Annotated in this window: 23 protein-coding genes; 10 read left to right on the top strand and 13 right to left on the bottom strand. The window is 70.2% G+C overall.

All coding sequences use genetic code 11. The annotated features are described in order from the left end of the window. Nucleotides 1–38: 38 nt before the first annotated feature. From ACZ6SA_RS25655 to ACZ6SA_RS25675, 5 genes are all read left to right on the top strand, one after another. Complete coding sequence (locus ACZ6SA_RS25655) at nt 39–1394, top strand: extracellular solute-binding protein (RefSeq protein ID WP_465830901.1); 1356 nt, start codon at nt 39–41, stop codon at nt 1392–1394. Next, nucleotides 1391–2305, top strand: coding sequence for a carbohydrate ABC transporter permease (locus ACZ6SA_RS25660; RefSeq protein WP_347648887.1), 915 nt, complete (start codon nt 1391–1393; stop codon nt 2303–2305). Before ACZ6SA_RS25655 ends, ACZ6SA_RS25660 begins: the two co-directional genes overlap by 4 nt. Further along, a complete protein-coding gene (locus ACZ6SA_RS25665; protein ID WP_347648888.1) occupies nt 2302–3123 on the top strand; it encodes a carbohydrate ABC transporter permease in 822 nt (273 codons plus the stop codon). The genes ACZ6SA_RS25660 and ACZ6SA_RS25665 overlap by 4 nt, the downstream gene beginning before the upstream one ends. A gap of 106 nt (nt 3124–3229) precedes the next feature. Continuing rightward, a complete protein-coding gene (locus ACZ6SA_RS25670) occupies nt 3230–3646 on the top strand; it encodes a hypothetical protein (RefSeq protein WP_465830904.1) in 417 nt (138 codons plus the stop codon). A gap of 62 nt (nt 3647–3708) precedes the next feature. After that, nucleotides 3709–4314, top strand: a complete 606-nt coding sequence (locus tag ACZ6SA_RS25675; protein ID WP_347648890.1) for a VOC family protein — start codon at nt 3709–3711, stop codon at nt 4312–4314. A 77-nt stretch (nt 4315–4391) separates the two neighbouring features. Here ACZ6SA_RS25675 and ACZ6SA_RS25680 read toward each other — a convergent pair whose 3' ends face one another. Next, a complete protein-coding gene (locus ACZ6SA_RS25680; protein ID WP_347648891.1) occupies nt 4392–6011 on the bottom strand; it encodes an endo-1,4-beta-xylanase in 1620 nt (539 codons plus the stop codon). Between the two features lie 382 nt (nt 6012–6393). Here ACZ6SA_RS25680 and ACZ6SA_RS25685 point away from each other — a divergent pair, with 382 nt between their 5' ends. The 5 genes from ACZ6SA_RS25685 to ACZ6SA_RS25705 all read left to right on the top strand — a co-directional run bounded on the left by ACZ6SA_RS25685 (nt 6394) and on the right by ACZ6SA_RS25705 (nt 11223). Then, the gene (locus ACZ6SA_RS25685) at nt 6394–8055 is read left to right on the top strand and encodes a class I adenylate-forming enzyme family protein (protein WP_443154165.1); all 1662 of its coding nucleotides are present in this window, start codon (nt 6394–6396) and stop codon (nt 8053–8055) included. Nucleotides 8056–8268: 213 nt separating this feature from the next. Further along, nucleotides 8269–8685, top strand: a complete 417-nt coding sequence (locus ACZ6SA_RS25690; RefSeq protein WP_347648893.1) for a hypothetical protein — start codon at nt 8269–8271, stop codon at nt 8683–8685. A gap of 13 nt (nt 8686–8698) precedes the next feature. Next, the gene (locus ACZ6SA_RS25695; protein ID WP_347648894.1) at nt 8699–9052 is read left to right on the top strand and encodes a nuclear transport factor 2 family protein; all 354 of its coding nucleotides are present in this window, start codon (nt 8699–8701) and stop codon (nt 9050–9052) included. Nucleotides 9053–9184: 132 nt separating this feature from the next. Further along, the gene (locus ACZ6SA_RS25700; RefSeq protein WP_347648895.1) at nt 9185–10486 is read left to right on the top strand and encodes an MFS transporter; all 1302 of its coding nucleotides are present in this window, start codon (nt 9185–9187) and stop codon (nt 10484–10486) included. Between the two features lie 134 nt (nt 10487–10620). Beyond that, nucleotides 10621–11223: a Uma2 family endonuclease gene (locus tag ACZ6SA_RS25705; RefSeq protein WP_347648896.1), complete on the top strand. Its 603-nt coding sequence runs from the start codon at nt 10621–10623 to the stop codon at nt 11221–11223. Nucleotides 11224–11226: 3 nt separating this feature from the next. Here ACZ6SA_RS25705 and ACZ6SA_RS25710 read toward each other — a convergent pair whose 3' ends face one another. From ACZ6SA_RS25710 to ruvX, 12 genes are all read right to left on the bottom strand, one after another. Continuing rightward, nucleotides 11227–11460 (bottom strand): hypothetical protein, encoded by a 234-nt coding sequence (locus ACZ6SA_RS25710; RefSeq protein WP_465830908.1) that lies wholly within the window; start codon nt 11458–11460, stop codon nt 11227–11229. 130 nt (nt 11461–11590) lie between these two features. Further along, the gene (locus tag ACZ6SA_RS25715; RefSeq protein WP_465830910.1) at nt 11591–14143 is read right to left on the bottom strand and encodes a phenylalanine--tRNA ligase subunit beta; all 2553 of its coding nucleotides are present in this window, start codon (nt 14141–14143) and stop codon (nt 11591–11593) included. Next, the gene (gene pheS / locus ACZ6SA_RS25720; protein ID WP_465831180.1) at nt 14143–15183 is read right to left on the bottom strand and encodes a phenylalanine--tRNA ligase subunit alpha; all 1041 of its coding nucleotides are present in this window, start codon (nt 15181–15183) and stop codon (nt 14143–14145) included. Before pheS ends, ACZ6SA_RS25715 begins: the two co-directional genes overlap by 1 nt. A gap of 130 nt (nt 15184–15313) precedes the next feature. Beyond that, on the bottom strand, nt 15314–16405 hold the full coding sequence (locus tag ACZ6SA_RS25725) for a sensor histidine kinase (RefSeq protein WP_347648899.1): 1092 nt from the start codon (nt 16403–16405) through the stop codon (nt 15314–15316). Nucleotides 16406–16455: 50 nt separating this feature from the next. Next, entirely contained in the window at nt 16456–17259 is an 804-nt protein-coding gene (locus tag ACZ6SA_RS25730) for a TrmH family RNA methyltransferase (protein ID WP_347648900.1), read from the bottom strand. A gap of 140 nt (nt 17260–17399) precedes the next feature. Continuing rightward, nucleotides 17400–17783: a 50S ribosomal protein L20 gene (gene rplT / locus ACZ6SA_RS25735; RefSeq protein ID WP_347648901.1), complete on the bottom strand. Its 384-nt coding sequence runs from the start codon at nt 17781–17783 to the stop codon at nt 17400–17402. A 24-nt stretch (nt 17784–17807) separates the two neighbouring features. After that, nucleotides 17808–18002 carry a 50S ribosomal protein L35 gene (rpmI, locus tag ACZ6SA_RS25740; protein WP_132503691.1) on the bottom strand — a complete coding sequence of 65 codons (195 nt, stop codon included), beginning with the start codon at nt 18000–18002 and terminating at the stop codon, nt 17808–17810. Between the two features lie 126 nt (nt 18003–18128). Further along, nucleotides 18129–18737 carry a translation initiation factor IF-3 gene (gene infC, locus ACZ6SA_RS25745; protein WP_132628210.1) on the bottom strand — a complete coding sequence of 203 codons (609 nt, stop codon included), beginning with the start codon at nt 18735–18737 and terminating at the stop codon, nt 18129–18131. A 411-nt stretch (nt 18738–19148) separates the two neighbouring features. After that, nucleotides 19149–19991, bottom strand: a complete 843-nt coding sequence (locus ACZ6SA_RS25750) for a shikimate dehydrogenase (RefSeq protein WP_465830914.1) — start codon at nt 19989–19991, stop codon at nt 19149–19151. A 214-nt stretch (nt 19992–20205) separates the two neighbouring features. Beyond that, the gene (gene mltG / locus ACZ6SA_RS25755) at nt 20206–21369 is read right to left on the bottom strand and encodes an endolytic transglycosylase MltG (protein WP_347648903.1); all 1164 of its coding nucleotides are present in this window, start codon (nt 21367–21369) and stop codon (nt 20206–20208) included. Between the two features lie 211 nt (nt 21370–21580). Then, nucleotides 21581–22657: an endolytic transglycosylase MltG gene (gene mltG, locus ACZ6SA_RS25760; RefSeq protein ID WP_347648904.1), complete on the bottom strand. Its 1077-nt coding sequence runs from the start codon at nt 22655–22657 to the stop codon at nt 21581–21583. 454 nt (nt 22658–23111) lie between these two features. Then, nucleotides 23112–23591: a Holliday junction resolvase RuvX gene (gene ruvX, locus ACZ6SA_RS25765; RefSeq protein WP_347648905.1), complete on the bottom strand. Its 480-nt coding sequence runs from the start codon at nt 23589–23591 to the stop codon at nt 23112–23114. Nucleotides 23592–23593: the final 2 nt, after the last annotated feature.

The following is a 23593-nucleotide window of genomic DNA, read 5'->3' on the forward strand; positions in this document are numbered from 1 at the left end:
AACTTCCCTGGCAACCCAAGAACCACCGGGAGCCCGTGATGAGACGTATGCTGGCCGGTTCCCTCCTGCTGCTGACAGCCGTGGCCGCCTGTGGCGCCGACACCGAGCAGAACACCTCCGGCAGCAAGGAACTCGAGGTCCTCTACAAGGTCGAGCCGACGTGGCCGCATCTGGAGAAGATGCTCACGGACGCCAAGAAGCAGTACGAAGCCGCTCACGCCGGCGTCACCATCAAACTCACGCCCGTCCAGGGCAACAACGAGGCCTACTACACCAAGCTGGCCCTGCTCAACCGGTCTCCTGACTCGGCTCCCGACGTCTACCTGCACGACACGTTCCAGGTGAACGCCGACGTCGCGGCGGGCAAGCTGGCCCCCCTGGACGACTACCTGGCCAAGTGGCCCGACTGGAGCGAGCAGTTCCCCGACTCGGTCAAGCAGGCCGCCAAGGGTGGCGACGGCAAGATCTACGGCGTCCCGATCAGCACCGACACGCGCGGCCTCTGGTACCACAAGGACGTCTTCGCCAAGGCCGGCCTGCCCGTCCCGTGGGAGCCGAAGACCTGGAACGACGTCCTGACGGCCGCCCGCACGATCAAGCAGAAGCTGCCCGGCGTCCTGCCCTTCACCATGTACTCGACGAAGATCCACGGTGAGGCGTCGACCATGCAGGGCTTCGAGATGCTCCTGTACGGCACGCCCGGCGGCACCCTCTACGACGAGGCGCAGAAGAAGTGGGTGGCCGGCGGCAAGCAGTTCACCGACGCGCTGACGTTCGTCAACACCATCTACCGCGAGGAGCTCGGGCCCAAGCAGGCCGACGCGCACAACGCCAAGCTGGCCGACAAGGTGAACTACGAGTGGTTCCCCAACGCCAAGCTGGGCATCGCGCTCGACGGCGCGTGGACCGCCTCGGCGTGGAAGCCGACCAGCACCAAGCCGTGGGCGGAGTGGAAGGACAAGATGGGCTGGACGGCCATGCCGACGCAGAACGGCGAGGAGCCGGGCGCGGTCAGCATGTCGGGCGGCTGGGTGATGGCGATGAGCTCCTACGCCAAGAACAAGCAGGAGGCGTGGGACTTCATCGCGGTGGCCACCAACAAGGAGAACTCGCTGACGTACGCGCTGGGCTCGGGTGACCTGGCCCCCCGCAAGGACGTCGCGGCCGACCCGAAGTACACGGGCGACAACCCGAGCGTGAAGTTCTTCACCGAGCTGGCCTCGGTGACCCACTACCGGCCGGCGTTCGAGGAGTACCCGAAGGTGTCGGCGCAGATCCAGGAGGCCCTGGAGTCCGTGACCACGGGCGCGCGGACTCCTGAGGAGGCCACCGCCGCCTACGCGAAGGCGCTGCCCACCGCCGTGGGCGGCCCCGACAAGGTGCTGGCCAAATGACGGTCGCCACGGCGCCGGCCCCGCCCGTGACGAGCACGCCCCCCGGCGGCTCGTCGCGGCGCGGGGTGCTGCGCTGGCTGCTCCCCCTGGGGCCGGCCATCGTCCTGCTGGCGCTCTTCCTCGCCGGCCCCATCCTGTGGAGCGTCTACGTCGCCTTCACCAACGAGACGCTCACCGGCTCGGCCTCGGTCAACTCCGAGTTCGTCGGCGTGGCCAACTTCACCAGGCTCTTCAACGACCCGAACTTCATCAACTCGTTCGTCCTCACGTTCGTCTTCGTGATCGGGTCGGCCGTCATCGGCCAGAACACCCTGGGGCTGATCATCGCCCTGCTCCAGCGCGGGCGCGGCCGGGTGACGCGCAGCGCCGTCAACGGCGTCGTCATCGCCGCCTGGGTGGTGCCCGAGGTGGTGGCGGCGGCCTGCTGGTTCTCGTTCCTGGCCGAGGAGGGCACGCTCAACTCGGTGCTCGGCATCTCCCAGGAGTGGCTCTACACGGCCCCGATGCTGGCGGTGATCCTGGCCAACGTCTGGCGCGGCACCGCGTTCTCCATGCTGGTGTACTCGGCCGCCCTCTCCGAGGTGCCGAAGGACCTGGTGGAGGCCGCCGCCGTGGACGGAGCGGGCCCGGGCCGCCGCCTGCTGCACATCACCCTGCCCCTGATCCGCAGATCCATCATGGCCAACCTCATGCTGATCACCCTGCAGACCCTGGCGAGCTTCGGCCTCATCTACGCCCTCACCGGAGGCGGGCCGGGCACGGCCAGCCAGACCACGCCGCTCTACATGTACGAGCAGGCGTTCCGCTACTTCGAGATCGGCTACGGCTCCGCGATCGCCCTCGTCATGCTGGTGATCGGCGCCCTGTTCTCGCTGATCTACCTGCGCCTGATCAAAGTGGAGGACGCGTGACCAGGCTCGCGGCCCGCGGAGCGGCGGGGTTGTCGCTCCTCATCATCTGCCTGGCCTTCCTCGGCCCGTTCCTGTGGGTGGTGATCTCGTCGGTCCAGCCGGAGGCGACCCTCGCCGCTCAGCCGACCCTGAACTTCTCGCTGGACAATTTCACGGCGGTGCTGACGTGGGAGACGCTGATCCTCCCGCTGATCAACTCCATCGTGATCTCGGGGTCCACGGCGATCCTGACCGTGCTCGTCGCCGGCCTGGCCGCCTACCCGCTCTCCCGCTACCAGCTCCGCTACCGCCGGCACTTCATGCTGACGCTGCTGTTCACCACCGGCCTGCCGATGACGGCGGTCCTGGTGCCGGTCTACGCGATGTTCTTCCGCTTCAACCTGTACGGCTCCGTGCCGGCGATGGTGCTGTTCCTGACGGCCAGCTCGCTGCCGTTCTCGATCTGGATGATGAAGAACTTCATGGACGGGGTGCCGGTGAGCCTGGAGGAGGCGGCATGGGTGGACGGCGCCGGCTGGATGCGGTCGCTGACGACCGTGGTGGGCCCGCTCATGGCGCCGGGCATCGCGGTGGTGGCGATCTTCGTGTTCGTCGGGCAGTGGGGCAACTTCTTCGCCCCGTTCGTGCTGATGGACACGCCGGAGAAGCAGCCGGCCGCGGTGACCATCTACACCTTCTTCTCCCAGTACGGGCAGGTCGCCTACGGCCAGCTGGCCGCGTTCTCCATCCTCTACACGGCCCCGGCGGTGATCCTCTACGTGGCGGTGAACAAGTATCTGGCCGGCTCGTTCAGCTTCGCCGGCTCGGTGAAGGGCTGAGGTCCGCCGGGCGTACGATCCGGCCTGCGGAGGGCCCGACCTCTTGCCGAAAGTCTGACTGAACGTTAGACATAAATGTCACCATTCGGCTGAGAACGGAGCTTTCATGCCCTCGCAGGCCAGTTCGCGTCCGAACCCCCGCCTCCCGCGAGCCCTCGGGGTCACGGCGGTCACGGCGGCCGGGATGCTCGCCCTCGCCGCGACGTTCTCTCCCGCGGCCGCGCTGGCCGCGCCGCCCTCCCCCTCGTCGGTGCTGGTCTGCCTGCCGGACACGCCCGTCTGCCAGGAGGTCCGCGGGGCGCCCGGCGACTTCCGCCTCTGGTTCAAGATCAACAACGCGACGGCTCCCGTGGGCCTGTCCTTCACCGTCAACGGCTCCCCCGCCTCCGGCTCCGTCTCCACGCAGGACCTCGGCGAGGCGATCGAAGGAGAGTTCCGGCCCGTGACGCCGCTCGTCAGCGGCGACGAGGCATGCCTCAGCTACGCCGGCGGCAGCGGCGAACACTGCGCCACCGCCCCGTGACGAGCGCCACCGGAAGGACATTCTGCCCCAACAGGGATGGTTGAAAGGCGTACGGTTGTCGCATGGCTGCGACCCCCGCAACGGTGCACTGGCGCGGCGTGCACCACCTCGCCCTGGTGACCGCGGACATGGACGCCACCGTGCGCTTCTGGCACGGCGTGCTCGATGCCCGGCTGGTCGCCACCCTCGCCGTCCCCGCGTTCAGGCACTACTTCTTCGAAGTGGGGCCCGGCAACACCGTCGCCTTCTTCGAATACACCGACCAGCCCATCGACAGCTTCGCCAAGCCCGCCGGCGTGCCGTACGCCAGGGCGGCGCAGTTCGACCACCTGTCCCTGCACCTGCCGGACGAGGACGCGCTCAACCGGATGCGCGACCGGCTCAAGGCGCACGGCTGCGAGGTCACCGACGTCATCGACCACGGCTTCCTGCGCTCGATCTACTTCAGCGACCCCAACGGCATCGCCCTCGAGGCCTCCTGGTGGACGCTCGACCCGACCGGCCGCCCCGCGGATCACGCCGACGAGCGGCTGTTCGCCGACCCCGACCCCGTACCCGCCGTCCGCGAGCTGCGCGACGGCGGCCGCCTCCACCACACGGCCGCGACGAAGCTCGTCGACGGCATCATCGAGGACCTCCGGCGCGAAGGCGTCACTCTGGAGCCCTGACCGCCCCGGCTCCGGCACGGCGGCGGCACGGCGGCAGGCGATCCCCCGGGGGCCTCCCCGGGGGATCGCCGTGACCGTCAGGCGCAGGTGTAGCCGGACGGCGTCTGCGTGTTCCCGTTCGGACGGGTGACCTGGAAGCCGAAGCTGGTGCTGGCGTTCGGCGCCAGGGTGCCGTTGTAGCCGGCGTTCCTGGCGGTGACGGTCTGCCCGCTGACGGTCACGGCGGCGTTCCACGAGCCGGCCAGCGTGTGCCCGGACGGCAGGGTGAAGGTGACGGTCCAGCCGGAGATGCCCGACGTGCCGGTGTTGGTGACGGTCACCGGCTGCACGACGTACCCGTTGCCCCACTGGGTCTGCACGGTGCCGGCGGCGGTGCAGCCGCCCCCTCCGCTGCCGCCCTCGGCCGTGGTGAACGTGGTCGTGGACGAGTTGCCGGACAGGTTGCCGGCGCCGTCGCGCGCCCGCACGTACACCACGTACTCGGTCTCGGGGCTCAGCCCGGTCAGGGTGATGGAGTTGGTGGTGGTCGTGCCGAGTTGCGTGTCGCTGGCTCCCTGCTCGCGGTAGACGTTGTACCCGGCCAGCCCGCTGCCCCCGCTGTCGGTCGAGGCGGTCCACGTCAGCCTGGCGGAGTTGGCGGTGACGTTGCTCGACGACGGCGTGCCGGGCGTGCTCGGCGCCGTGGTGTCGTCGTTGCTCGAGCCGTCGTCGAGCGCGTCGTGCACGGCGTCGTAGGCGGGCTTCTTCTGGTAGTTCTCGTCGTAGATGAGCGCCGCGCCCTCCCCCTGGAACGTGTCCGGCACCCACGAGTGCTTGTCGGTGAAGCCCCAGATCGTCACGCCCGCGCAGGCGCTGACGGCCAGGCAGGCGTTGACGGCGTTGCGGTAGTAGGTCGCCTGGGTGGCGTCCTTGGAGGAGTTTCTGGGCATCTGCATGCGGATGTCCAGCTCGGTGATGCGCACCTGGACGCCGAGGGCGGCGAAGCGCTCCATGTTCTGCTGCAGGTCGTTCGGGAAGCCGTACTGGATGGCGAGGTGGCCCTGGAAGCCGACGCAGTCGACGGGCACGCCCTGCTGGCGCAGCGACCGGACGAGGTTGTACATCGCGGTGCTCTTGGCGTTGATGCCCTCGACGTTGTAGTCGTTGATGCACAGCCGGGCGTCGGGGTCGGCCTCGCGCGCGGCCCTGAAGGCGTCGGCGACGAAGCTCTCGCCGAGCCTGTTGTACCAGAACGACGAGCGCCAGCTGCCGTTGTCCTCGAAGATCTCGTTCACCACGTCCCACGAGACCACCGCGGGGTTGTCGGCGTAGCGCCCGACGACCTGGGCGATGTGGTTCTCCATCGCGTCACGCATGGCGCCGGCGCCGAGGCCCTGCACCCATCCGGGCGTCTGGTTGTGCCAGACGAGCGTGTGGCCGTGGACCTGCTGGTTGTTCTGCGTGGCGAAGTTGACGATGGCGTCGGCGCCGGAGAAGTTGAACTGGCCCTGGTTGGGCTCGGTGGTGTCCCACTTCATCACGTTCTCAGCGGTGATCTGGTTGAACTCGGTGGCCGCGATGGTGCGGTACGCGGTCTCGTTGGACAGCGGGCTGGTGGCGAGCGCCGCACCGATGAACTTGCCCCGGCTCTGCGCGTGCGTCCGCAGGGGGGCGGACGCTTCGGCCGAGGTGACGGGGAGGAGGAAGGTCAGAAGCATCCCCACCAGGGTGAGGGCTCTGATGAGCGAGGACGAACGCACGGACATCTACCTCCGGAGGCAGGCACTCGGTCCCGAAAGTTTTCGACCCGAACAGGATCGCACCGGAGACGGTATGGAGATGCACCCACGCGGTCAACGCCGAGCCCGAGCCCGACGTATAAGTGCAGCTGGGAGCCAGAAACTATCGGCTTGAATGTGAAACTTTCATCATCCGGAGGCGCCGCACTCCGATGCCCGGCCGCCACGGCATCAGGCAGCCTTCCCCGATCGGGCCGCCGCGGAAACCCCCGATCTGCCTATCTTTCCTGGTCTAGCGTGACGTACCTACCGGTCGGTACTGTGTTTTCCGGAATAATCGTCCACTGCGGGAGTTCTGCGCATGTCTCTTTCGCACGCCCAGGCCCAGGACCAGCTCACCGGCCCCGGCCAGCTGTTCGAGATCGAGGAGATCGGCGACACCGGGATCCGCACCTGGAAACACGCTCCAGGCCACTTCCGCGCACTCCTGCGGACGAGCAGGCTCCACGGCGAGAAGGACTTCCTCGTCTACGAGGACGAGCACATGACGTTCGAGGAGCACTTCCGCCGCGCCGCCACCCTCGCCCACCGCCTCGTCGACGATTACGGCGTGCGCAAGGGCGACCGGGTTGCGGTGGCCATGCGCAACTATCCGGAGTGGGTGGTCTCGTTCTCCGCGGCGCTGGCGGCCGGAGCCGTCGCCGTACCGCTGAACGCCTGGTGGACGGAGGCCGAGCTGGCCTACGGCGTACGCGACTCCGGCGCCAAGGTGCTGATCGCGGACGGCGAGCGCGCCGCCAGGCTGGCCTCGACCGGCGTGCCGATGATCGTCACCAGGGGCGAGGCGCCTGAAGGGGCACGCGCGTTCGCGGAGGTGCTCGGCGAGGTCGCCGCCGGCGTCGAGCTGCCCGACGTCGAGCTGTCCCCCGAGGACCCGGCCACGATCTTCTACACCTCCGGCACCACGGGCAGCCCCAAGGGCGCACTGGGCAGCCACCGCAACCTGGGCCAGTCCCCCATGACGGTCGGGTACGGGCACATGCGCGCGCTCGCCATGGCCGGCAAGGACCCCGCCGCCTCGGCGGGCGTCCGCCGGGTCACCCTGCTGACGGTTCCGCTCTTCCACGTCACCGGCTCCTTCTCGGCCCTGACCACCTCCATGTTCAGCGGCGGCGGCCTCGTGCTCATGTACAAGTGGGACCCCGGCAAGGCCCTGGCCCTGATCGAGCGGGAGAAGATCACCGGGATGATCGGGGTGCCGACGAACGCCTGGCAGCTGATGTCCCACCCCGACTTCGGCGCGTACGACCTGTCGTCCCTGACCAGCCTCGGCTACGGCGGCGCCCCCGCACCGCCCAGGCTGCTGGAGCGCATCGGCGAGAACCTGCCCGACCGCGCGCCCTCCAACGGCTACGGCATGACCGAGACGAGCGCCCTGGCCATCGGCAACGGCGGCGCCGACTACCAGGCCAGGCCCGACAGCATCGGCCGGCCGCTGCCCGTCGTCGACGTGCGGGTGGTCGACCCCGCGGGCGGCGAGCTGCCGCCCGGCGAGGTGGGCGAGCTCTGCGTCCGCGGTCCCAACGTCATCCTGGGCTACTGGAACAAGCCGGAGGCGACGGCGCAGACGTTCATCGACGGCTGGCTGCACACCGGCGACCTGGCCAGGATCGACGAGGAGGGTTTCGTCTACATCGTCGACCGGGCCAAGGACATGGTGATCAGGGGCGGCGAGAACGTCTACTGCGCCGAGGTGGAGGCGGCCATGTTCGAACATCCGGCGGTGGACGATGTGGCCGTGATCGGCGTGCCGCACGACGAGCTGGGCGAGGAGGTCGGCGCGGTCGTCCGCCTGGCGCCGGGCGCCTCGGCCACGGCGGAGGAGCTGCGGGCGTTCCTGACCGGCCGGATCGCCACGTTCAAGATCCCGGTGCACGTGTGGTTCCGTGACGGCGAGCTGCCCCGCAACCCCGGCGGCAAGATCCTCAAGACCCGCCTGCGCAGGGAGATCCTGGGAACCTGACCGGCCCGCCCGGCCGCCCTCCTCCGGGGGCGTCCGGGCGCTTTCCGATCACGTCCGGCGCCGACGTGACGGTCCTCACAGAGACGGAGTCTCCGAGGTCGTACCGCCTCCACGGAGCCCGCTCGCGTGCCCGCTTACCTCGCGCGTAATCGCGGCCCCTATCCCGTGGCTGACATCGTTCAGGTGTCGCACCGACCCACTGGAGGAGCTGAGATGACCGCTCTGACCGTCACCACCGACCGGACGAGGTTCCTGCGTCTCGTCCTGGCCGCCGACGCCGTCGTCACCGGCGGCAACGGGCTGGTCTACCTGGCCGCCGCCGAACCCGCAGGCGCTCTGCTCGGTCCTGACGCGGCCCTGCTGCGCGGCGTCGGCGCCTTCCTCCTCGTGTACGGCGCCGCGGTCGGCCTGCTGGCCGGCCGAGCGCCGCGCCGCACGATCAGCCCGGCCGCCACCAGGGCGGTCATCGCCCTGAACATCGGCTGGACCCTCGCCGGCATCGCCGTCGTCGTCACCGGCGCGCTGGACCTCACCACCGCCGGCGCCGTCTGGGTCATCGCCCAGGCGCTGCTCGTGGCCGTGTTCGCCGAGCTCCAGATCGTCGGCCTGCGCAAGACCCGCACCACCTGACCAAGGAGAAGACATGACCCTCGTGGAACGCTACATCGCCGCCTGGAACGAGACCGACCCGCAGGCCCGCGCCGAGGCCGTGGCCGAGCTGTGGACCGAGGACGCCACGTACACCGACCCGCTCGCCGACGTGGCGGGGCACGCCGGGATCGCCGCCGTGATCGAAGGCGCGCAGGGCATGTTCCCCGGCATGGTGTTCACACCCGGCGAGCTGTACGACGCGCACCGCCACCTCGCCAGGTTCACCTGGCACCTGGGCCCGGCGGACGGCGAGCCGGTGGCGGTCGGCTACGACGTGGTGGAACTGGCGGAGGACGGCCGGATCCGCAAGGTGCTCGGCTTCCTCGACCAGGCACCCGCCGCCTGACCCGGCGCCTCCGAGGCCCTCGGCTCCGCCGGGGGCCTCCCGCCGTGCCCCGGAGAAGGTGCACCCCGGCCGCGTGCGTGCCGCGGAAAACGGTTTGCCCGGCCACGACGTTCGCCCGGACAATTCACTCTCGTGCTCGCCGCAGTGAAACGCCTTCTTCGCCACCTCACCCTCGACGTGAGTCCGCTGCGCGACTCCCGCGACTACCGCCTGCTCTTCGTCTCCGGCGTCATCACGATGTTCGGGACGTTCATCACCATGGTGGCGATCCCGTTTCAGATGAAGGAACTGACCGGCTCCTACCTCGCCGTCGGGCTGGTGAGCCTGGCGGAGTTCGTGCCGATGGTGGTGTGCGGCCTGTGGGGCGGGGCGATGGCCGACGCGCACGACCGCCGCACGATCATCCTGTGGAGCGAGGTCGGCCTGCTGGTCACCTCCGCCGCGCTCATGGCCAACGCGCTGCTGCCCACGCCCCAGGTGTGGGTCCTGTACGTGGTCGGCGCCGTCTCCACCGGCCTCGCCTGCCTGCAACGGCCCAGCATGGAGGCCGTGTTCCAGCAGGTGGTCAGGCACGAGCAGCAGGGCGCGGCCGCGGTGCTGACCAGCCTGCGCTGGAACTTCGGCGCCATCGTCGCCCCGGCGCTCGGCGGCCTGCTCGTGACCACCTACGGCTCGGCGGTCGCGTACGGGCTCGACACGCTGACCTTCGTGCTGTCGCTGCCGCTGCTGTGGCGGATCCGGTCGTTGCCGCCGGCCGAGGACGCCGCGCCCGCGTCGCTGACGTCGCTGGTCGACGGGTTGCGCTACGCGGTGGGGCGCAGCGACCTGATGGGCACGTACCTGGTGGACATCGCCGCGATGGTGTTCGCGATGGCGACGGCGCTGTTCCCGTTCCTCGCCGACGAGCTGGGCGCGCCCCAGGCGCTGGGGCTGCTCTACTCCGCGGGCGCGGTGGGCGCGCTGATCGCCTCGCTCACCGGCGGGTGGGCGGCCAACGTGCGACGCCACGGCCTCGGCGTGATCATCGCCGCCGCGCTGTGGGGCGCCGCGGTGGCCCTGGCCGGCCTGGCCACGAACGTCTGGCTCATCGTCGTCTGCATCGCCCTGGCGGGCGCCGCCGACATGATCAGCGGCATCTTCCGGATGACCATGTGGAACCAGACCATCCCGCGCGAACTGCGCGGCCGCCTCGCGGGCATCGAGCTGCTCTCCTACGCCAGCGGCCCGATGCTGGGCAACGCCAGGGCCGGCCTGATGGCCAACCTCGGCGGCACCCGCTTCTCGCTCGGGGCCGGCGGCGTGTTGTGCGTCGCCGCCGTCCTGGGACTCGCCGCCGCCCTGCCGAAGTTCCGCGGGTACGACGCCCGTACGGACGAGCACGCCCTGGCGGAGAAGGCCCGCAGGGAGGCGGCCACCCCGGAACCCACCCCCTGACCGGCCGCTCCCCCACCCTCGTAGCGAGCCGGACCTCACCGCCGACCAGCTGCCCATCCGTCGGATGGGCAGCCGTACGCGGTGTGTGCGCCCATTCACCTGGCGTGAGCACATTAGATTGGTAGCGTTAAGCCATGACTGCCGAAGCGGTGATCGAGATGACGTCGTCCTCGCTGCCCGACTGGGTTTTCCCCCCTCCTGAGGGGTTCACCGCAGAAGACCTCGATCACATTCCGGATTTGCCTGCGCACACAGAGTTGATTGACGGAAGCTTGGTCTTCGTGAGCCCTCAAGCCTCCTTCCACATGCGTGTCACCTCGCTTCTCGAAAGCGAAGTGCGCCGCGCGACACCGGCAGATCTCAGGGTGCGCCGGGAGATGAGCGTCATCCTCGACAGGGACCAGCGCCCCGAGCCGGACCTCTGTGTCATCTCCGCCGGCGCCGAGGAGCACGCCGAACAGACCTTCTATCACGCGCGGGATGTCCTGCTGGTGGCGGAAGTGGTCTCACCGGAGTCCAGAACGCGCGACCGCCAGCGCAAACCGCAACTCTATGCAGGTGCTGGCATCCCCAACTTCTGGCGTATAGAGAACCATTCAGGCAAGGCGGTCGTCTACGTGTACGAGCTCGACCCCGCCACCCAGTCCTACGCCCTCACCGGGATCCACCACGACAGGCTCAAGCTCACGATCCCCTTCGACCTCGACATCGACCTCGACGACATCGACCGCATCTGAGCCTCAACCCGCCTCCCGCCACCCCTCATACCGCGCGACCAGCTCATTTACCCTGGCCAGCGAGCGGTCGTCCATGCCTTCGACGACGACCAGCCACTGAGCGTCCTCGGCGTCGTCCTCCCCGGCCAGCGTCTCCCGCACCACCCGCGGCACCCCCGACGAGGGGAACCACTCCCCCAGCGTCTCGGCGACCTCTTCGGCGTCATCCCGCTCGCCGAACACCAGAAGCACACTCATAGCCTGATGATCGCATCCCGCACCCTGCGCGCAGGCGGGGATCCCCCACTCGACCTCACCACGCTGGACGCGAGCGGAACCGGGCAGAGGGCCGGCACGGCGCCCCGCCGCACCGGCCCTCTGCCAACGATCACCCGCGGAGCTGGGCACCCACGCGGTCGGCCGCCATCGCCACCGCCGCGTCCCGCGCCGCCGTGGTCTCCTCGACCGTCAGGGTCCGGTTGGCCGCACGGAACCGCATCGAGTAGGCGAGCGACTTGTTGCCCTCGCCCACCTGCGCGCCTTCGTAGACGTCGAACAGCCGGATCGACTCCAGCAGCTCACCGGCGCCGTCGCGCAGGGCCGCCTCGACATCGGCCACCGGCGTGAAGTCGGGAACGATCAGCGCGACGTCCTGGGTGGCCACCGGATAGGCGGAGACGGGAGGCGTCTCGACGGGGCCCGGCATGGCCGCCTCCAGCCGCGACAGCTCCAGCTCCATCGCCGACGTGCGGGCCGGCAGGCCGTAGGCCTCGATGACCCGCGGGTGCAGCTCGCCCGCGTGGCCCACCAGCGTGTCGCCGAGATAGAGCGCCGCGCACCTGCCGGGGTGCCACGGCTCGTGCTGGTCGGCGCTGATGGACAGCTCCGCCCGCGCCTCGGCCGCCACCAGCCGGGCGGCCTGCACCGCGTCGGCCCAGGTGGCCGGCCGGCCGGCGCCCCACCAGCCGGACCGCTCGAACTCGCCGGTCAGCACGACCGCGACGCGCAAGGGCTGGTCGGGCAGCGCCGCCTCGATCGAGGCGAGCTCCTCGGCCGTCGGGCGGCGCTCCACCCCGAGCGCCGGCGCCGCCTCGGGAGCTCCCTCGCGCGGCCGGTAGACCGGCCCGCTCTCGAACAGAGCCACGTCGGCGAACCCGCGCCCGACGTTGCGCACCAGGGTCTTGAGCAGCCCCGGCAGCAGCGTCGTGCGCATCAGCGGCTCGTCCTCCGACAGCGGGTTGGCCAGCCGCATGGCGTTGCGGCGCGCGTCGTCGGCGGGCAGCTGCAGGTGGTCGAAGTCGGCGGCGCTGACGAACGGGTAGCTGAGCACCTCGACGTAGCCGCCCTCGGCCAGTGCCCTGCCCACCCGGCGGCGCAGCCGCTGACCCTCGGTGAGCCCGGCGCCGGCCGGGGCGGCGGGCAGCACCGAGGGCAGGCTCTCGTAGCCCTCCAGCCGGATGACCTCTTCGGCCAGGTCGTTGGGGTCGGTGAGGTCGGGCCGCCACGACGGCGGCGTCACCGTGATCATGTCGTCGCCCGTCACGGCCAGCTTGGCCGCCAGCTCGCCGCCGGTCACGACCCCGGTCGGGTCGACACCGCCCTGGCGCACGGCTGCGTCGTCACCCTCGACGACGACGCAGCCGACCTGCTGCAGCCGCGCGACCACGGTCTCCTTGGAGTAGGTGGTGCCGGCCACGGCCCCGGGGTGGCCCGCCGGGATCGCGATGCGCGCCGGCGACACCTCGACCTCGGCGTGCGTGACGCCGGGCTGCACGGTGGCGCCGCCCAGCTCGGCCAGCAACTGCACGGCCCGCCACGAGGCGACGAGCGGCAGCTCCCGGTCGACGCCGCGCTCGAACCGCTTGGACGCCTCCGACACGAGCCCGTGCCTGCGGGACTCGCGGGAGATGCCGGTCGCGGAGAAGTGAGCGGCCTCGATGACGATGTCGGTCGAGCCGTCGGAGATCTCGGTCTCCAGGCCGCCCATCGTGCCCGCCATCGAGATCGGCCCCGACTGGTCGGTGATCAGGATGTCGTCGGGGTCGAGCTCGCGCACCACGTGGTCGAGCGTCTCCAGCCGCTCACCGGGCCGGGCCCGGCGCACCACGATCTCACCGCTCAGCCTGCCCCGGTCGAACGCGTGCAGCGGCTGGCCGAGCTCCAGCATCAGGTAGTTGGTGATGTCGACGGCCAGCGACACGGGACGCATGCCGGCACGTGCCAGGCGTACCCGCATCGGGAGCGGGGTCTGCGCGGCCGGGTCGAAGCCGCGCACCTCGCGCAGCACGAACCGGTCGCACGCCGTCGGGTCGGCGATGGAGGCCGGCCACGACGGCCCCGTCGCGGCGGGCGGCTCGACGTCCCCGGGGTCGCGGAAGGCCACGCCGAACGCGGTCGCCACCTCGCGCGCCACACCCCTGATCGACAGCGCGTAGCCGATGTCGGGGGTGATCTCCAGCTCGATCACCTCGTCGCGCAGGCCGAGCAGCTCGACCACGTCGCCGCCGATCGGGGTGCCGGCGGGCAGCACCATGATGCCGTTGTGGTCGTCACCGAGCCCGAGCTCGCGCTCGGAGCAGATCATGCCCTCGGACATGCGCCCGTAGGTCTTGCGCGCCCCGACCTCGAACCCGCCCGGCAGCACCCCTCCGGGCAGCACGACGGGCACCCGGTCACCGGCGGCGAAGTTGGTGGCGCCGCAGACGATCTCGCGCGGCGTCGCCTCGCCCGTCTCGACCTTGCAGTGCCTGATCGGCTTCTTGAAACCGGTCAGCTCCTCGATGGCGAGCACCTCGCCGACCACGACGTTCTTGACGTCGTGGCCGTGCGAGGTGATCGACTCGAGCTTCAGCCCGGCGGCCGTGAGCTTGTCGGCCACCTCGTGGGCGGTGACCGCCGGGAGATCGACATACTCCCGCAGCCAGGAAAGCGGGACCTTCATCAGATCTCCATTCCGAACGGGAGCGTGAAGCGCACGTCTCCCTCGACCATGTCACGCATGTCCTCGGCGTTGTGGCGGAACATCAGCGTGCGCTCGATGCCCATGCCGAACGCGAACCCGGAGTATCGCGACGGATCGACCCCGCACGCGATGAGCACGCGCGGGTTGACCATGCCGCAGCCGCCCCACTCGATCCAGCCCTCCGACTTGCAGGTGCGGCAGGGCGGGTTGCCCGGGATCGCCGATGCGCCGCGGCAGACGAAGCACTTGAGGTCCATCTCGGCGGACGGCTCGGTGAACGGGAAGTAGTTGGGGCGGAACCGGGTCGAGATGCCCTTGCCGAACATCACCTCCGCGAACCGGTCGAGCGTGCCCTTGAGGTGGGCCATCGTCAGGCCCTCGTCGACGGCCAGCCCCTCCGTCTGGTGGAAGACGGGGGTGTGGGTGGCGTCGAGCTCGTCGGTGCGGAACGTCTTGCCCGGTGAGATCACGTAGACCGGCAGCTCGCGCTGGAGCAGCGCGCGGATCTGCACCGGCGAGGTCTGCGTGCGCAGCACCATGCCGGACTCCGTTGAGCCCACGAAGAACGTGTCGTGGTCGGAGCGCGCCGGATGGTCCTTGGCGATGTTGAGGGCGTCGAAGTTGAACCACTCGCCTTCGAGCTCGGGCCCTTCGGCCACTTCGTAGCCCATGGCGACGAACGCGTCGGCGATGCGCTCCTGCAGCGTGGTGAGCGGGTGGCGGGCGCCGCGTGGCCGGCGGTCCCACGGCAGGGTGACGTCGACGCTCTCCTCGACGAGCACGCGCGCGTCGCGCTCGGCCTCGAGCTCGGCCTGGCGTGCGGCCAGCGCCTCGTTGATCACCTTTCGGGCGGCGCCGACGCGTTTGCCGGCCTCCGCGCGCGCGGCCGGCGGCAGGGCGCCGATCTCCCGGTTGGCCAGGGCGATGGGCGAGCGGTCACCCGCGTGCGCCAGCCTGGCCTGCTTGAGTGCGTCGAGGTCGTCGGCCGCCTTGATCGCCGCGACGGCGTCGGCCTCCATGCGGGACACCTCGTCGGCATGCAACGGTGTCACCTCGACGGGGTCGTAGTCAGACAAGAGTGAGCTCCGTATCCAGGGCTTGAGCGGAAATGAGTCTAGTGGGACCCGCCCACCGGGCCCGAATCGCTCGCTACGGGGTCGCGAAGTCAGGCGTGCCGGTGGGCACGGTAAATCGGAACTCCGCCCCGCCCTCGGGGGCCCGCTGCACGGCGATCGTGCCGCCGTGCGCTTCGACCAGGCCTTTCACGATGAACAGGCCGAGCCCGGTGCCGCCGCGCCTGCGGCTGTTTCCGCCGCGCCAGAACTGCCTGAAGACGCGCGGAGCCAGCTCGGGCTCGATGCCCTCGCCCTCGTCGCGCACCGACACGGCAACTCCCCATCCAACGGACTCGATCTCTATGGTCACAGTGCCGCGCCCATGGCGCAGCGCGTTTTCCACCAGGTTACCCAGGATCTGGTCGATCTTGTCCTGGTCGAGCCACATCTCCGGCAGGTGGTCGCCGGACACCAGGCGGAACCGGTGTTCGGCCTCGCCGGCCGCCACCCGCCCGGCGATGAGCCTGCGCGCCCTGGCGGGAAGGTCGACGACCTGGCGGCGCACCTCCAGCCGCCCCGACTCGATGCGGGAGACGTCGAGCAGCTCGGTGATGAGCCGTGTGACACGGTCGGCGTCGTTGTTGACGGTCTCGAGCATCACGCGCTTCTGCTCGTCGGTGAAGCGCGTCCACTTGGCCAGCAGGGTCGCGGTGAACCCCTTGACGCTCGTCAGCGGCGAACGCAGCTCGTGGGCCACCGTGGAGACCAGGTCGGCCCGGCTGCGCTCCAGCCGGGCCCGGGCGCCGCCGTCTCTGAGGGTGATCGTGATGCGCTCGACCTCGCCGCCGCGCTCCGGCTCGCGGATGAACCGGGCCGTGACGTAGAGCTCCTGGCCGCCCGGCAGGTGCAGCGGCCGCTCCGGCACCCTGCTCCGCGTACGCAGCCCGCCCTCGAGGTCGAGGGCCTTCCACCAGTCACGCCCGTCATGGTCGCGGAACGGGAACACGTCGGTCATGTGCCGGCCGACCGCGCGCTCCATGGCGATGCCGGTGAGCCGCGCGGCGGCTCGGTTGACGGCGACCACGCAGCCATGCCGGTCGGCCACGATGAGGCCGTCGGGGAGATCGTCGATGGCTATCGTGCACGCGGCGGCCACAACGCGCCCGTCGGTGTCTGCGCCGTGCACGACCTCGCCTCCTCCGCCTACATCGCCGACAATAGCGGGTTTCCCGCCGCCTAGGACACTCGCTGAGCCCTGGCGGAAGAGTAAAGGCACACCGCCGCCGCGGTGGCCAGGTTGAGACTTTCAGCCTGTCCGTAGATGGGCACCCTGACCACGTCGTCCGCCTCGGCGAGGATCTCCTCCGGCAGACCCCAGGCCTCGTTGCCGAAGATCCACGCGGTGGGGCCGGACAGATCGACGTCGTCGAGCGTGCGCTTGCCCGTGCCGTCGGCCGCCAGCACGCGCAGCCCCCGCTCCTTGAGGTGACGCACGGCGGCGCCCACCGGAGCACCGATGACGACGGGAAGATGGAAAAGACTGCCCGCGCTGGCGCGTACGCACTTGCCGTTGTACGGGTCGACGGAGGCGTCGGTGAAGATCACCGTGTCGGCCCCGGCGGCGTCGGCGGCGCGCATGACGGTGCCGGCGTTACCCGGATCGCGCACATGCGCGAGCATCGCCACCAGGCGCGGCGTGCCCTCCAGGGCCCGCTCCAGGGGGACGTGCACGAGCCCGCAGACCGCCACCAGCCCTTGCGGGGTCACGGTCTGGGAGAGCTCGGACATGACCTCGCCGCTGGCCCGGTGCACGGGGACGCCCTTGAGAGTGGCCTCGGTGATCAGCTCGGGGTGGCGCAGCTCGGCCTCGGCCGTGCTGAACAGCTCGAGGACCACGTCGTCGAGCTTGAGCGCCTCGCGCACCGCCTGCGGCCCTTCGGCCAGGAATCTACGGTCCTGCTCCCTGAAGGCCCGCTTGGTGAGCCGCCGGGCCGCCTTGACCCTCGGCGACCGCACGTTGGTCAGCTCGGACCCCGCCATGCTCTCCCCCACGCCCTTGCCCGCGTCCTTGCCCGCGCCCGGCGGGCCACGTCCCGCGGCCCGCGCGCTGGACGCGCTTCGTGTGCGTCCACAGCAAAGGGCCCACCGTCATCGGTGGGCCCTCGTTCAAAGCAACTGCCTCAGCCCGCGGCCGGAGCGTTCACGTCGGCCGGGAGCGCCTTCTTGGCGGCCTCCACGAGCGTGGCGAAGGTCTGGCTGTCGTTGACCGCGAGGTCGGCGAGGATCTTGCGGTCGACCTCGATGTTGGCCAGGCGCAGACCCTGGATGAGGCGGTTGTAGGTCATGCCGTTCTGGCGGGCGGCGGCATTGATCCGCTGGATCCACAGACGGCGGAACGCACCCTTACGGTCCTTGCGGTCCCGGTAGGCGTACGTCATCGAGTGGAGCATCTGCTCCTTGGCCTTGCGGTAGAGACGCGACCGCTGGCCACGGTAACCGCTCGCCCTCTCGAGGACGACCTTGCGCTTCTTCTTGGCGTTGAGCGCCCGCTTCACGCGTGCCATGATTCTTCTCCCCGGGGGTTCGCGCTACTTGGCGAGCAGCTTCTTGATCTTCTTGTGGTCGGCGTCGGAAAGGACGACCTCGTTCTTGAGACGGCGCGTCAACGTGGACGACTTCCACTCGTTGTAGTGCGCGCGATTGGCACGGCGACGCTTGATCTTGCCGGTGCCGGTGAGCCGGAACCGCTTCTTCGCACCGCTGTGCGTCTTCATCTTCGGCATGTCGCCGTCTCTCCTCGTTTCGGTCGTGCCACTGGCCGGGCCGGTGCTGGCCGACCCGGTAGCGGCGTCTTCGTCTGCCGGTGGCTTGGCTGGGGCCGCGCTTGTAAGGCTAACCCCAACTGCGGGTCACGCTTCCTGTGCGGAAGGCTCCTCGCCGCCACGCTGCGCCTTGGCTGCGGCCTTTTCGGCCTTGGCCTCGGCTTTCTTCTTGTGCGGACCGATCACCATGATCATGTTACGGCCGTCCTGCTTGGCGTGGGACTCCACGAAGCCGAGCTCCTGGACGTCGTCCGCCAGCCGCTGCAGCAGCCGGAAGCCGAGCTCCGGCCGGGACTGCTCGCGACCACGGAACATGATCGTGACTTTGACCTTGTCTCCCGCCTTGAGGAACCGCACCACGTGACCCTTCTTGGTCTCGTAGTCGTGCGGGTCGATCTTCGGCCGGAGCTTGATCTCCTTGATGATCGTGTGCGCCTGATTCTTGCGCGCCTCGCGCGCCTTCATCGCGGACTCGTACTTGAACTTGCCGTAGTCCATGAGCTTGCACACGGGCGGTCGAGCCGTTGCCGCGACCTCGACGAGGTCGAGGTCGGCTTCCTGGGCGAGCTTGAGCGCGTCGTGAATGGAGACGATGCCTACCTGCTCGCCGTTCGGGCCCACGAGGCGAACCTCGGGAACTCGGATACGCTCGTTGATGCGGGGCTCAGTGCTGATGGGGCCTCCTAGGTTTGCGATCCCTACGTGCTCGTCGTGCCGAGAGCCCCTCGCGCTGCGAACGCGAAAAGCCCCGCACGTCGCGCATGCGGGGCCACTGAGCTCTGTGGCTTCGTGGCCTCGAGCTCCCCGGAGTAGTCCGGCGTGATCCTGGACCCGGCCGCCTTTCGGCGACTCAGGTGGGAGGGAGACCTCCGCTTGCGCGTCCAGCAAGGCATGCCGGACCGATCAGAGAGCTACATTACCACAACCACGACGCCTCCCCGAATCATCCCGGCCGGCCATCGCCTGCCGGTAAACATCTACCCAGAAATGGCCATACGGCCACGGCTGCCGCCGTCGTGAACCGGGCGCCCCCACCGGTGCGGGCCGTCTCCGTGCCCCGATTCCCGGACAGCGCCGCGCCTCTTCGTCAACCGGTGCCGGTGGTGGCTACGACCGCCGCAGGAGTTCGGCTTCCCCGGCCGCGCGCATCGCCTCCACCGGCACATCCGTCCGGCCGGTCATCAACTCCACCTGCCGCACCGCCTGGTGCAGCAGCATCGCGAACCCGCCGACCACGGTGCCACCCGCCTCCTTGACGGCGGTCGCGGCCCGGGTCGGCCAGGGCGAGTAGACCACGTCGAACAGCGCGGGCACCCGCGCCAGCCGATCGGCGAAGGCGTCGGCGGCACCGCCGGGCAGCGTGGACACCGCCAGGTCCACCCGCGTCGCCACCTCGAGCTTGTCGAACGTCTCCACCGCCAAGGACACGCCCAGCCGTTCGGCGACCTGCGCCGTCTCCCCCGCGCGCGCGGGGTCGCGTACCAGCAGCGTCGCCTGGAACAGCCCGAGATCGCGCAGCGCCGCCAGCGCGGAGGCCGCCGTGGCTCCTCCGCCGAGCACGGTCGCCGAACCCGGCGCGGCCACCCCGGCCTCGGCCAGCGCCTGCTTGATGCCATGGACGTCGGTGTTGTCGCCGTGCCGGAGACCGTCACGGAACACCACGGTGTTGGCGCCGCCGACCTCGACGGCCACCTCGGACACCATGTCGAGCAGCGGCAGCACGGCACGCTTGAGCGGCATGGTCAGAGACAACCCCGCCCAGGCGTCATCGCCGCCGCGCTCCCGGCCCCGCACCGGCACCAACCCGGCCAGCAGCCCGGGCAACCGCGCCTCGTCGCACTCGAACGCCTCATAACTCCACCCGTCGAGCCCCATCGCCTGGTAGGCGGCCCGGTGCAGGTAGGGCGAGAGCGAATGACCGATGGGAGACCCCAGCACCGCAGCCCGCATCCACACTCCTTCACCCACGAACACGACGACCCTATCGCCCGCGCGTGGCGGCACCGTACGGCACGGGCCAGAGCCGAAGCTCCCGTCGACGAACCTTGCCCTACGGCCGTCCGCCCCGGCTCAGGGCCCGGGCTTCGTACGGCCGCCCGCCCTCGGCGCGGTGCGGGCGGACGGCGCCGAACCCAGGTGCCGAACCCAGGTGCAGCCGCAGAGGTCAGCCGCCGCAGCCGCCGTTGCTGCGGCACTCCGCGAGCAAAGCCTGACGCTCGGCCTCCGTGGTGGCGAACTTGGTCACGTTGCTCTTGAGGTCGGTGGCCACGAAGAACAGCCATGGCCCCTTGGCCGGGTTGAGCGCCGCCTCGATGGCGTGGTCACCCGGGTTGGAGATCGGGCCCGGCGGCAGCCCTTCGTACTTGTAGGTGTTGTAGCGGGACTTGGTCTGCAGCTCGGCGTGGGTGGCGTAGGTGCGGAACTTGCCGAGGGCGTACATCACCGTGCTGTCCATCCCCAGCTTCATCGGTGGCTTGCGGTCCAGCCGGTTGTAGATGACGCGGGCGATCTTCGGCATGTCCTCCGCGCGCCCGGCCTCGGCCTGGATGATGCTGGCGATGGTGATGATTTCGTGCGGTGTGTGCCCGAGATCCCTGGCACCGCTCTCGAGGTCGACCGACTCGGCCGTCTTCTTGTAGCGGTCGACCATGGCCGCGAGGATCTGCCGGGGCGTGGTCTTCGGCTGCACCTCGAACGTGGCGGGGAAGGCGTAGCCCTCCAGCTTGCCCTTGGCATAGGACGGCAGGTCCAGGGCGTCGACGTCCTTGGCCGCGGCCTTGAACTCCTTGAGCGGCATTCCGGTCTCCTTGGCGAGCGTGGCCAGGGTTTGGGACAGCCGCAGACCTTCCTTGATCGTCACTGGCACGCGCAGCCGGTTGTCCGGGTCGAGCAGCGCCACGGCGTTCTTGGCCGACATGCGCTTGCGCAGTTTGTACGAACCCGGTTGCAGCGAGGCGCTCGTCCCGGCGTTGCCGATCGCGTTGGTGAAGGCCCTGACACTGGCCACCACGCCTTGGCGCTCCAGCTCCACCGCCACATCGGAGGCGCTCTGGCCGCTCTTGATCTCGATGACGACCTCGCCGGCGCCCTGGCCGGTGTAGTCGTCGGGCACGAGCGCGTCGTTGAGCCACATGTAGCCGTAGTAGCCGCCACCGCCGATGATGCCGGCCAGCACCACGAAGGCGAGCAGTGGTGCGATGAACCGGCCGCGGTTACGGCGCCTGCGCCGCCTGCGGCTGTTGCCGCGCCTGCCGCCACGGCTGCGGCGCCGCGCGGGACCTTCGTCGTCCTCGGCGCCGAGCAAGGAGTTGAGATCGAGATCGCTCATGGGTTCGCTGGCCAATCTCCCGGCACGCCCGGCCAGGCGTCAAGCGGAACTGCCCAACCGGCTGGGGTCACCGAGCGGAACTGGGGGGTCCGCCGGACGTGCTGCCACGGCCAGCGGAGATCACACTGGGTAGCCATGCTAAGGGACGGGAAGAGGACGCATGCCCCGTTTTGGGGCTTTTGCGCGGTGATAGCGGGGGGTCCACCGAACATCAGCTCGTCCCGAGGTTCTTGTTCAACTCTTCCCGGTATCTCACGAACTCGCTCTCTTTGTTGGTGAATTTGGTGATTCTATGGGCTGGATCAGTGGTGACAAACCAGTGCCAATCACCCTCCGCCGGGTGCAGCGCCGCCATCAGCGCCTTCTCTCCGGGGTTGGCGATGGGGCCGGGCGGCAACCCTTTGTGGCGATAGGTGTTGTAGGGCGAATCGACCTTGGTGTCGCTCTCCGTGATCCTCAGCGTCCGGCGTTTCTGGGCGTACAGAACGGTGCTGTCGATCTCCAGCGGCGTGTCCTTCGCGAGGCGGTTGTAGATCACTCTGGCGATCTTGGGGTAGTCGGCGTCGGTGCCGCCCTCGGCCTGGATCAGGCTCGCCACCGTGACGGCCTCCAGCGGCGTCAGATGCACTTTCGCGGCCTCGGCCGCCAGACCCACCTGCCGGGCGGCGGCGCGGAACCGCTCCACCATCGCCGCCAGCACGTCGACCGCCGTGTCGCCCGGCTCCACCTCGTACGTCGCGGGGAACAGGAAACCCTCGATCCCCGGCGCGTAGTCGGGCAGCCCGACCAGCGCGCTGTCGACGCCCCGCAACTCCTCGAGCGGCAGCCCGGTCTGCTGGGCCACCCGGGCCAGCACCTCGGCCGCGCGCAGGCCCTCGGGCACGGTGACCCGCTTCACGATCCTGGACGAGGGCGCGAGCAGCAGGTCGAGGGCCGCCCCTGCCGCCATGCCCTTGCGCATGCGGTAGTGGCCGGGACGCAGCCGCCCGGTCACCGCGCGGTCCTCCGACACCTTCACGAACGACCGCGCGCTGGCCACCACCCCGGCGTCGGCCAGCGTCGAGCCGATGGACTCCGCGCTCGACCCGGGCGCGATGCGCACGGTCACCGAACCGCTGCCCGGCCCTTCGAAGTCGTCAGGACTGATGTACGGCTTGAGCACCGCGATCGCTCCGGCGCCCACGGCGACCAGCGAGACGAGCAGCCCGGTCGAGAGCAGCCCTGCCCGGCGCAGAGCGCGGCGCCGCTGGGACGGCGACCCGGCGGCCCCCGCCCCGGTGCCCAGCACGGAACCCGGCTCTGAGCCCGGCTGAGAACGTGACCCAGAACCCGGCCCGGCATCCGGTCCGGAGCCCGCCTGGGAGCCAGGCGCGGAAGCCGCTTCTGAGCCCGGCCCGGACTTCGCCGCGGAAGCCGCCTCGGAGCCCGGCCGGTCTGCCGTGGAAGCCGGGTCAGGGTCCGGCCCGAACGCCTCCTCGGGCCTCGCTCCGCAAGCCGCTCGCGTCCCCGGTTCCGGAGCCTGGTGCGGCCGGGCGTCGCTCCCCCCGCCGATCACCGGGTCAGCGTCGTCGTCCGCGTCGCGGAACGGGATCACGTCGTCGTCCTCGGGCGTACCGTTCACGAGGCCACCTCGCCACGCGCGCCCGTGACGGGAGCACACCTTCGCTCCGCCGCAGCGGACCCCGCGCACGGGGCGGCCACGCATGCGCGCCGGTCACGGCAGGGGCCCGTCGATCGGCCGCTCATGAGGCAGGTCCGCCGGCCGCCGGTGGCGGTTCGGCGGGCCTGCCTGGTGGTCTTTCCGTGGCGCGTTCGGAGTCGAGGGCATCCTGGAGCAGCACGACCGCGGCCGCCTGGTCGACGACGCCGCGCTGCTTCTTCGCCCGCACGCCGCTGGCTCTGAGCCCTTGCTGGGCGGTCACCGTGGTCAGCCGCTCGTCGAACAGCCGCACCGGTGTCGGCGCCACCCGGGCAGCCAGGGCGGAGGCGAACTCGCGTGCCAGCGCGGCCGCCTGCCCCTCACGCCCCGACAGCGAGGTGGGCAGCCCGACCACGACCTCGATCGCCTCATGCTCGGCGACGATCGCGGCGATGCGGTCGAGGGTGCCCTTGCCTCGTCTGACGGTCTCGACCGGCGTGGCCAGCATGCCCGAGGGGTCGCTGCGGGCCACGCCCACGCGTACGGAGCCGACGTCCACGCCGATCCGCGCACCGAATCTCATGC

It is taken from the genome of Nonomuraea sp. NPDC049378 (genome assembly GCF_055586745.1).